This is a genomic window from Domibacillus indicus (assembly GCF_023715895.1).
GTDB classification, from domain to species: domain Bacteria; phylum Bacillota; class Bacilli; order Bacillales; family Domibacillaceae; genus Domibacillus; species Domibacillus indicus_A.
This window is the reverse complement of record NZ_JAMBOO010000168.1, coordinates 1-210: the sequence shown is the minus strand read 5'-3', so window position 1 is coordinate 210 and position 210 is coordinate 1. Positions and strand designations below refer to the sequence as shown.

The following is a 210-nucleotide window of genomic DNA, read 5'->3' as shown; positions in this document are numbered from 1 at the left end:
TACAAGCAGAGGGTCGGCGGTTCGATCCCGTCATCCTCCACCATTTATGCCGGTGTAGCTCAATTGGTAGAGCAACTGACTTGTAATCAGTAGGTTGGGGGTTCAAGTCCTCTTGCCGGCACCACTTACCGAGCCATTAGATCAGTCGGTAGAGCATCTGACTTTTAATCAGAGGGTCGAAGGTTCGAGTCCTTCATGGCTCACCATGTA

Annotated in this window: 2 tRNA genes; both read left to right on the top strand. The window is 51.0% G+C overall.

The features are described 5' to 3' along the window. Positions 1-48: 48 nt before the first annotated feature. Positions 49-124 (top strand) — tRNA-Thr (locus M3221_RS26130). 6 nt (positions 125-130) lie between these two features. Beyond that, positions 131-206 (top strand) — tRNA-Lys (locus M3221_RS26125). Positions 207-210: the final 4 nt, after the last annotated feature.